The sequence below is a fragment of the Thermodesulfobacteriota bacterium genome, assembly GCA_036397855.1.
Taxonomy (GTDB): Bacteria; Desulfobacterota_D; UBA1144; order Nemesobacterales; family CSP1-2; genus DASWID01.
The window spans coordinates 1-9,459 of sequence record DASWID010000034.1 but is presented as its reverse complement, the minus strand read 5'-3'; the positions used below and the strand labels follow the sequence as shown (position 1 = coordinate 9,459).

Here is a 9,459-nt window from a genome sequence, read left to right as displayed (position 1 = left end):
CTCCTGGAAGGCATTGGCTGCGGCTAGAGCCGTAAAATCATCCCGGTGAACCTGGGTCGTCTTTAAAAAATGATCTAAACCTTCCCAACGCCCGATGTCCTTCCTCACCTTTAGCATATCCTGGCAACCGGATTTAGAAAGTGAATTAACAAGCCTGAACCCGAGGCGTATACCATAAATTACCTGTCGATTGTCGCTCGAGATATTCTCCAGTTTATTGTCCCAATCTGACTCATTGATAGAAACGGGAAGAATCTTAATCCCGTTCCTCTGGGCTGCCTGTAATAGGGCATGCGGCAGATAAAATCCCATAGGCTGCGAATTTAGGACAGCGTTGAAAAACGCCGCGGGATAATGGCATTTCAGGTAACTGGAGGCATACGCCAGTAACGCAAACGAAACGGCATGCGATTCGGGAAAACCGTAATGTGCGAAGCCCTTCATCTGGCGTAGAATTTGATCGATGAATTCTTTTTTAATTCCATTCTCCTCCATCCCTTTCTTGAGTTTCTCCAGCCAGGGATTTAGATTCATTTTGAATTCTCTTACATTCCATGAGCCTATATTTTTTCTGAGCTCATTTGCTTCACCGGGAGTAAAATCGCCCACGTCAATCGCGATTCTCATAGCCTGCTCCTGAAAGATAGGGACACCGAGGGTTCTGGAGAGAATAGGGCGCATCCTTTCATCAGGATAAATAACAGGTGCTTTTCCTTCTCGCCGTGCAAGGTAGGGATGAATAATCTTTCCCTGAATAGGACCGGGTCGGATAATACCCACCTCTATTACAAGATCATAAAAACATCTTGGCTTAAGACGGGGGAGCATGGACATCTGCGCCCTCGACTCGATCTGGAAGGTACCTACGGTATCTGCCCTTTGGATCATTTCGTATGTAGCTGGGTCATTTTGAGGGATGCCATACATTGTTAGTTTTGTTCCATATTTCTCCTCAATGCTCTCGAAGCACTTTCTAATTGCGGTGAGCATCCCAAGACATAGGATATCAATCTTGAAAAATCCCAATCCTTCGATATCATCCTTGCACCATTGGATTACTGTCCTGTTTTCCATCGATGCGGGTTCTTGAGGAACCAGATAATTCAAAGACTTATCGGTGAGCATGAAACCACCGGAATGAATGCCAAGGTGCCTTGGAAACCCTCGCAATCTTTCCGAGAGCTCAACCCATAATTTCCATGAAAAATTCTTGGGAGCATTATTACCATTCTCACCCTTATTTAATTCCGAGATAATATCCCGCGTTCCACTCCGGAGAAAATATTTGTAATCTGCGAGTTTTGACATTTCGCCAAGGAGCTCTTCGCTCACACCCAGCGCCTTCCCAACCGCTCTCATAGAGCCTTTTCCTCTGTATGTAATGACATTTGCTACCATTGCCGCTCTATCACGGCCATATCTTTCATAGATGTATTGAACAACTTCTTCCCTCCTTTCATGCTCGAAGTCTACATCTATATCTGGAGGATCGCCCCTTTCCATGCTGATGAACCTTTCAAAAAGCAGATCAAACAAATCCGGATTAACCTCGGTAATCCCTAAGACAAAACAAGCCGCCGAGTTGGCTGCAGAGCCTCTTCCCTGGCAGAGTATATTTCTTGACCTGGCCCAGCTCACAATATCCCACACAGTCAAGAAGTAATCGGCAAAGTTTAGTTTTTCGATAAGGTTCAATTCGTAGATAAGGCTTTTACGAACCTTTTCAGAGAGCTTATTCCCAAACCGCTTCCTGGCCCCCTGCCAAACTAGCTGCTCTAAATATCTTTGAGCCGTGTGGCCATCGGGGATCATTTCTTTAGGGTACTGGTACCTGAGTTGTGAAAAGCTAAAAGAGCACTGTTCATTTAATTCGTGGGAAAGTTTTATCCCTTCCTCAAATACGGGCAGGTCGCTGAAAAACCGCTCAAAGTTTTCTATGTCGTGGAAGCACCTTTCTCCATTAGGGAATAAATGTTCCTTACACGTGTTTAGAGTCCTGTTTGTCCTTATTGCATGAAGTAAATCACCCATGGGTTTTTGTGATCTATTATGGAAGAACACGTCCTGGCTTAAGAGACATTTCGCCCCGATCTTACCGGCAAGGTCTATTGTCAGGCGAATCCATTTATCCTCTGACCTGTGAAAGTGCTTACCGATTGCGAAGTAGAATTCACCTTTAAAATGGGAATATAAATTGTAAAAGGACTGCTTCTCTACATTCGATCTGATGAGCCCTCTCATGGGCTGGATCGCAAAGAGACCTGAAACATCGGCAGAGAGCAGATGATCTAATGGTATATTTGCGTTAGTTTTGCCGTTTCTGTGGGAGTAGGTGAGTAACTCACAGAGATTCTTATACCCTCCCCAATCCTTGGCAACTAAAACCAGTGTATCCTGTAGGAGTATAGGCTTGTCGTGATCGACCGAAAAATGAATTTCGGCCCCGAAGTTTAATTTTAGGTTATTGTTCTCATCCTCCTTTTTAAGTCTTTCCAGCTCTCTGTATGTTCGCGCTAGACCATATACTCCGTCAAAATCATTCACACAAATTGAAGTATATTGAAGATCGGAGGCTGTCTTAACAATGTCATGTGGATGAGATGCACCTATGAGAAAACTAAAATTGGTTTTACAGAGCCATTCGTGGAGTCCGTATTCTTCAAGAATAGATGCCATGTTTATACCATACCCCTGAGCTATTCCTGAAAACCCAGATAAATCTTCCCTCTCGATCTTCTACGAGAAAATAGTCCTTGGTCATATCCATTAAATTCTCATCCGTCCACCAATCGTTGCTTGTCCTTTCTAAAAATTTCAGCTTCAATTCCAAAGGACTCGTTATGGGCAGGGGATTTCTATAATAGAAAAAGGGTCTGTTAAATGATGCTTCTATCCACTGGTTAAGTGAAAAATCATATTTGAAAGTATTACCACCTAACTCTTCGGATCTAAATGAAAGGTCGGGAACAAAGTCCGGCAGAACCACATAGGACTCTATGGGAAGAGGGATCTTATTCTGCAAATCCAAAACACCTTCGTAATTTAGCCCGCTATTCTCAGTAGAGATTAATTCCATGGTTTGAGGAGAAATATAAAGACATTCGTTTATTTCAACTTTCCAGCCAACAAAGGGAATTTCTTCGGGTAGGTCTAAATCATTGTCTCTGGCCTTTAATTTATCCACGAGCCCCATATAGGCATAGTAGGTCTGGTATAGAGCAGTCTTAAAATTATTTCGAGAGTCCATGTGGAGTGAATAAGGGTTTCGAAAGGAGAGCTCTAATTTCAATTCCTCCAGATTATAAAGGGTAATTGCCCAGATTATCGAGCTTACTCGTTCTTGTTCGGACCATGATTTCATAGCACATAATCTAGAAAAATCCTCGATAAGGAGAGACTCAATGACATCCCACCGGTTTACCGGATATTCCAGATGTCTGATGACTCTGGGAGGGTCTTCTATCTGAAACGGGATCCAGGGAAATGAACCCAAATCGATTTGGTTTTCTGCTGAATTAAACAAGTCAGGGGTTTGCTTTTCATCTTCTAAAAAACCATAAAAAGTCCATGCCCAAACCTCTCCAAGCCACCAGGAAAACCTCCTTTTGATCGAAGCTACATCAGCCTGGCTCAAATCAAAGGGTCCCCAAAAGTCCATCCTTTTGATGAAACGTTTCAATTGAGCCTGTTTAGAACGAAATTGGGATTCTTTAAATCCTTTGACTTTCAAATAGTTGAGATGATAAGAAAGGGTTCCAAGGGGTTTAAACCAATGATCCCATGAAAGACTCTCATACATCCTTCTATTTAGAAGGGTGTTTAATGAAAATACACCTTTAGCCCCCTTTTTCAACAAAAAATCGAGAAACAGTAAGCACTGCCAGGGATGGTTTGCGAAAACTGAGATATATTCTCTCTCAAAAGAGGCATCCAGTATCTGTTCAAAAAGTTCATAAAGGTTTTTCCCTTTCTTTTTCTTCTGAATAGCCCAAAAATTTCTACAGGGACTTAAATTGAATAACCATATGTTTTTATCCCACTGCATAACCCAGGGTGTAAGGGAGAATATATCTTTTCCTACCTTCTCCATCTCACAATAAAACGCACCATAGAAAGGACATGTTTCGTCCATTGAGAAGGTCTTTAAATCGATTACCTTTGCGATGCCTGTCTTATTCATTGAACAACATTGAGCCGGTTAGAAGTATTTTTTTAATATTTCTTCCTTTAATAAAATTGACTGAATAGATACTTCTGTCGTTTCGTGAGCAATTTACTCGTATGTGGGCAAAGGGGTTTCCAATCCTGGGGCTTAAGAAATAATTCCTGATCAGAAAAATGATTTGCTTGTTTGCTCTGGCTTGGACAGATATGAAGGAGATATCACCTTTAGACAATTTCGTAGGTGAATCAATGACAATGATTTTAAAGGTGTCATCCAAAAATAGAGGTTTGAGTTTCTTAACAGGGTCGTCGCATTTTATAAAGAAAATTCTTCTTAAATCTATGCCGTGGCTTGCCCATGTCGGCGCATAGATGTCCAAACCTAAATCGGCGTATATCCAGATTGTGAGAGGAATTTCATTTCTTAAAAAGAGGATTGGGAAAATACGACCATTTCTTCCCTGGGGAAGCCCCCACTCAATCAGCTTCCCGGGTTTTATGCCATAGGAAAAGAGCTCGTCCAGCTCGGGAATTCCGGTGCGAATTACCTTATCATCAGGTTCAATCGAAAAATCCCCGGATTTTAATTTTTTCCAAATCTCATGGTGATTTAATTTTTCTCCAAGAATATTCATCGTTAAATCCTAAAATAAAAAACTCCTAAGCTCTTTTTGATTGGTTCAGGTTTTTCTAATTATTCCAACTAGCTTGCCGACAATCTCGACTTCTTCCGCCGGAAACCTTCGAACGGGAAACTCCGGATTAGAAGGTATTAATTCAGCGATGTTTTTCTTTATCCTGATACGTTTCAAGGTTATTTCGTCGCCATTCACTCTCACTGCTACGATGTCACGTTTATTCCAATCTTTTTGGAGCCGTATTATTCCGATATCTCCGTCCGAGATTGAATCCCCGTTCATACTTTCGCCCGAGATATAAACGGCTTTCAGTTGACCGCCGCCGAAAAAGTTGTTGTCAACCGTGAAGGTATCCTCTGTACCCTCAAATATGGCCAGGGGGGTTCCCGCGGGAATTGTTGCAACTAGATCAAACGTGCTGGGAATATTAAAATGATCTTCAGCGAGCATATAGTCACTCACTCTTTGGCTACGCTTCTTAATATAACCTTTCCTTTCAAGCGCCATTAAATGAAACCTTGCCGTTGTATGCCCAAATCCGAAATAACCTGCAATCTCTCTAAGCGAAGGAAAGGGCACCCCGGCGTCGACATGCTTTTTAATAAAAGTTAAAACGCTGTTTTGGATATTAGTTAACCCCTTCATAACAAAAACCCCTTAACGATAAAATATACTACATTGTTGTATAGTATTTGTAAAGTTGTTTTAGTTGGCATTCCAAAAGTTGCGGCCTGTGCTGAACCATGTCCTGACGATAGGTCAGGATCTATTGAGTATTAAGAAAATCAGAAACAGAGACGCAGAAATCTCCCTAACCCGTTCACACTGAGCCCTGAGGCTTGATCAATCCCGAAAGATCGAAGGGGAGACGAAGCAATCTCATACTCAGTCTAAGAATCTGGATACTCAAATGAATGCTAAGAAATAATAGCGAAGAGGAAATTAATCACGAGAGTAAGGATCAAGGGTAAGTTAGCTTGATAATGAACGAAGGCAGGTATATGATTTAGAAATCTATTTTTAAAAATAGTGCCTGAATCAACTTTTAAGAGAGACGAGACGTCTGGTTTTTATGTCAAATATATAAATAGGAGGTTTGATATGAAAGGTAAATGGATTGTTTGGAATACAGGATTGTTATTATTAGCATTTGTTTTTATGTTCATTAGTATTGAGTCCTCCTTCTCCTCGGAACCAGAGAAGGATGTTAAGGAAGCGGCGACGCAGTTTTATTCTGCTCTTAACACCATGTTTAAGGGTGACATTGCACCAATGATTGAAGTATGGTCCCACGCTCCTGACGTAACATATCTTGGACCGCAGGGGGGCATCTTGATCGGATGGGATCAAGTCCGTAAAGCGTGGGAGGAGCAGGCAGCGCTTAAATTAGGAGGTCAGGTAAACCCCGAAGATATGCATATTACCGTAGGAGATAAGATTGGTATTACGCAGAACTACGAACGCGGAACCAGTTACGTTGATGGCAAACCTGAAACAGTAAATATTCGAGCGACAAACATATTCCGGCTGGAGGAAGAAAAGTGGAAGATGATCAGCCATCACACAGATGTTCTACCTTCGCTTGAGAAGTCAATGGAAAATAAGTAGCGGCAATCCACCACCCATCGTTATTCTCGAACGCTACCCGATTAAGCTTGTGCTCGAATGACTTTACCGAGTAGCATTCGGGGACAGGCTCTATTGGGAATCCATCTGATTCAATTCACCTACAACATTCCTCCCTCACTTGTGGGGGAGGATTAAAGGTGGGGGTACAGCCAGTCTATTATTATAAAACGGCAAGAAAAAGGAAGTTCACGAGACGAGAAGGAAAGACATAAGGGTAAGAAAAAAATGAAGGGCAACACGGCAAGCAACATAAAAAATTGAAAGTCGAAGACTTAACAAGTTTGATAATTAATGAGATAATTTGTGATAAGCCTTTAAACATGAAAGGGGAGGATATAGCGATGGAAGAAAAATTAATTGGTTATGTCTCCGACTACTTTCGCAACATATCGGTAGCGGCTGTGGAGATAACAAGTGGCATCGTGTCCGTAGGTGATACTATACATTTTAAAGGACATACAACAGATTTTAAGTTACAGGTAAATTCGATGCAGATAGAACACGAATCTGTTACAGAAGCAAAGCAAGGTGATAGTATCGGTTTGAAAGTATCTGAAAAAGTAAGAAAAGGAGATAAGGTATATAAAATAATTGAGGAGTAATCAGCATAACAATTGAAAAAAGTGCAGCCTAACCTTTTCCCTTGGGATTATCATACAGGTTCCAGGTGGACCGTGGCGATAGGCGACCGGACTCTGGCGTTAGAAAATCCGGTGCTTCTTAAGATAGAAAAATCGACTAATTAAATAAAAGATTTAGTATAAAAATCAAAAAACAAGACGAATCACTTTATCTTCTATTGACTTCCACGGCTATATGTGAGCCATTTTTCCTCTCCGATTAATTCTAAATATTACTAAGTAATAAAACTTACCGAATGCCAATGATTCGCATCTAAGTCCCTGTAATTATTAAATAAATACTTGACATCTTATTTTTTTATAGATATTATGGATGCGAGATATCCATATTAGCAACATATTAATTCAAGGAGGATACAAAATGATGAATCAACACCATAATAACTATGTGCTACTAGGAGTAGTCTTAGTGTTCATGCTTTTTCTCTCGTTTTTCTTCTTTTCACGGATGGTTCACGCTGAAGGGCTATCTCAAGGCCAAAGACAATTTCAAAAAATCTTACAAAGTCGAAATGAAGCACTTGAGAATAGGATTGAAAGTGCAAAAGACTCTAAGAAGGATAAAAAAGTAGCTCAGGAGATGACCCAAGAGCAAAAGATAGAAGAACTTGAAAGAAAGCTGAATTCAGTATCAAAGGAGCTTCAAGAATTAAAATCACAAGGATTGCCAGAAGAAAGACTTAAATCAATTGAAGAAAAAATCAGTGTTCTTGCCGAGGAGATAGATAATATCAAATCCGCTGCTATTGTCGAGGAGCCTACTTACGAACAGGTGTTTGGAATGGGGCCTGCCGCTTCGAAGGTTTATAAAGCAAATCAGGGTATTTCAATCGGCGGTTATGGTGAAATAATCGGTCAATTCCCGGAAGACGGAGATAACACTCTCGATGCCCTCAGGGCGGTGATGTATTTCGGTTATAAATTTAATGACAGGATCATATTTAACTCAGAGATAGAGTTTGAGCATGGTAGCACAGAAGAAAACCTAAATGGTCAGGCCGGTGAGGTTTCAGTTGAATTTTCCTACCTGGATTTTCTCCTCACAGAGGCGGCAAATCTAAGAGGAGGGTTGGTATTAGCTCCTTTTGGTATAATCAATGAGGTTCACGAACCCACGACTTTTTACGGGGTATTAAGGCCAGATGTCGAGAGGTTTATAATCCCAACTACCTGGAGGGAGGTTGGCGCTGGTATCTTTGGTGGCTTTAGTGAGTATGTACCCGGCGAACTCACTTATAAATCCTATGTAATGAACAGCTTCGATTCCAGGGGTTTCACTGCATCGAGCAACAGGGATGCACGGCAGAATGGCAACAGGGCATTGGCAAATGATGTTGCCTTTGTATCCAGGTTGATATATGAGCCAATTCCTGGAATAAAGTTTGGTGGGTCAATATTTCTCGGAAATACGGGTCAGAATCAGACAGTCGATAATCCCGATTCTCCCTTCAATGGAAGGGAAATTAAAGGGTTTTTCCAGATGTATGAAGGGGACGTACAAGTTCAATATAGGGGATTCGAGGGCAGAAGCCTCCTGGTTTGGACTTTTCTAGATGATGCGGCTCTAATCAATGCAAACAATGGTTTTGTGGGCGATGAATCCGTTGGAAGCCAACAATGGGGTTGGTATACTGTCGGTGCCTATAATGTATTAACACTCGCTAACTTTGGGCAATATTTCCAGTATCTGGCACCCTTTGTTAGATATGAGAAATATAATACGCAGTATAGAGTGCCATCGGGGTTTTTCATGAATCCGGCCAATGATCGTCAAAACGTGGCTATCGGCATCAATTATAAACCGATACCGCAGGTTGTCATCAAGGCTGACTATAGGTGGAATGATAATGAAGCCGAAACGGGACAAAACGAATTTAACTTAGGTCTTGGATATGTCTTCTAAATAGACTGCACACTAAATCTAGAAAATGGATGTTGTGCGATTATTGTTGACATCTCATAAAAACATAGACACAAAAGATGCTGAAACGAGTTCAGCATGATTAATATAGTCAATTTCTTAACGTGATTCTTGGAGTGCCAACGAAAATAAATGGTGAAAGATACTTATTATGTAATGATCTGTCATTAATCGATGAGATTGGGCTGCGTTGTTTATCTCCCGCCGCTTCTCCTGCCATCACCACGATGGTCCGAATTCCATAATCTTTGATGTCCCCTCTGGTGCAAACTTTCTGACCCATGGTGAGGACTCCTATGCTCATGTTGTGACATTGATGGATTTGTATGATGGGCGTTTCTATGGAAGTCATTGAAGTGATGGTGAAATTTATTGTGTCTATATTCATATCTATTCTTATGATGGAAATGGCGATATCTTGAATATGGGTAATAGTATCCAGGATAGTCGTAGTAAGCTCCTGAAT

The 9,459-nt window shown here is 41.2% G+C and carries 8 protein-coding genes; 3 read left to right on the top strand and 5 right to left on the bottom strand.

Annotation, left to right across the window (positions count from 1 at the left end; all coding sequences use genetic code 11):
• The 4 genes from VGA95_02870 to lexA all read right to left on the bottom strand — a co-directional run.
• Nucleotides 1–2,676: error-prone DNA polymerase (locus VGA95_02870; protein ID HEX9665477.1), on the bottom strand; the 2,676-nt coding region annotated here is incomplete at its 3' end.
• The gene (locus tag VGA95_02865; GenBank protein ID HEX9665476.1) at nucleotides 2,660–4,180 is read right to left on the bottom strand and encodes a hypothetical protein; all 1,521 of its coding nucleotides are present in this window, start codon (nucleotides 4,178–4,180) and stop codon (nucleotides 2,660–2,662) included. The genes VGA95_02870 and VGA95_02865, both read right to left, overlap by 17 nt.
• Nucleotides 4,173–4,799, bottom strand: coding sequence for a hypothetical protein (locus VGA95_02860; protein HEX9665475.1), 627 nt, complete (start codon nucleotides 4,797–4,799; stop codon nucleotides 4,173–4,175). The genes VGA95_02865 and VGA95_02860 overlap by 8 nt, the downstream gene beginning before the upstream one ends.
• 45 nt (nucleotides 4,800–4,844) lie before the next feature.
• Complete coding sequence (gene lexA / locus VGA95_02855) at nucleotides 4,845–5,447, bottom strand: transcriptional repressor LexA (protein HEX9665474.1); 603 nt, start codon at nucleotides 5,445–5,447, stop codon at nucleotides 4,845–4,847.
• 456 nt (nucleotides 5,448–5,903) lie between these two features.
• On the opposite strand from lexA, the gene VGA95_02850 reads away from it, so the two are divergent.
• The 3 genes from VGA95_02850 to VGA95_02840 all read left to right on the top strand — a co-directional run bounded on the left by VGA95_02850 (nucleotide 5,904) and on the right by VGA95_02840 (nucleotide 8,975).
• Nucleotides 5,904–6,410 carry a nuclear transport factor 2 family protein gene (locus VGA95_02850; GenBank protein ID HEX9665473.1) on the top strand — a complete coding sequence of 169 codons (507 nt, stop codon included), beginning with the start codon at nucleotides 5,904–5,906 and terminating at the stop codon, nucleotides 6,408–6,410.
• Between the two features lie 362 nt (nucleotides 6,411–6,772).
• Nucleotides 6,773–7,033: an EF-Tu/IF-2/RF-3 family GTPase gene (locus VGA95_02845; protein ID HEX9665472.1), complete on the top strand. Its 261-nt coding sequence runs from the start codon at nucleotides 6,773–6,775 to the stop codon at nucleotides 7,031–7,033.
• A 400-nt stretch (nucleotides 7,034–7,433) separates the two neighbouring features.
• Entirely contained in the window at nucleotides 7,434–8,975 is a 1,542-nt protein-coding gene (locus VGA95_02840) for a hypothetical protein (protein HEX9665471.1), read from the top strand.
• A gap of 109 nt (nucleotides 8,976–9,084) precedes the next feature.
• Here the strand turns inward: VGA95_02840 and VGA95_02835 are convergent.
• On the bottom strand, nucleotides 9,085–9,459 hold a 375-nt coding region (locus VGA95_02835), incomplete at its 5' end, for a hypothetical protein (GenBank protein ID HEX9665470.1).

Coding starts and splice junctions, on each gene's coding strand:
- VGA95_02865 (HEX9665476.1), bottom strand. CDS start 4,180: ATGAATAAGACAGGCATCGCAAAGGTAATCGATTTAAAGACCTTCTCA.
- VGA95_02860 (HEX9665475.1), bottom strand. CDS start 4,799: ATGAATATTCTTGGAGAAAAATTAAATCACCATGAGATTTGGAAAAAA.
- lexA (HEX9665474.1), bottom strand. CDS start 5,447: ATGAAGGGGTTAACTAATATCCAAAACAGCGTTTTAACTTTTATTAAA.
- VGA95_02850 (HEX9665473.1), top strand. CDS start 5,904: ATGAAAGGTAAATGGATTGTTTGGAATACAGGATTGTTATTATTAGCA.
- VGA95_02845 (HEX9665472.1), top strand. CDS start 6,773: ATGGAAGAAAAATTAATTGGTTATGTCTCCGACTACTTTCGCAACATA.
- VGA95_02840 (HEX9665471.1), top strand. CDS start 7,434: ATGATGAATCAACACCATAATAACTATGTGCTACTAGGAGTAGTCTTA.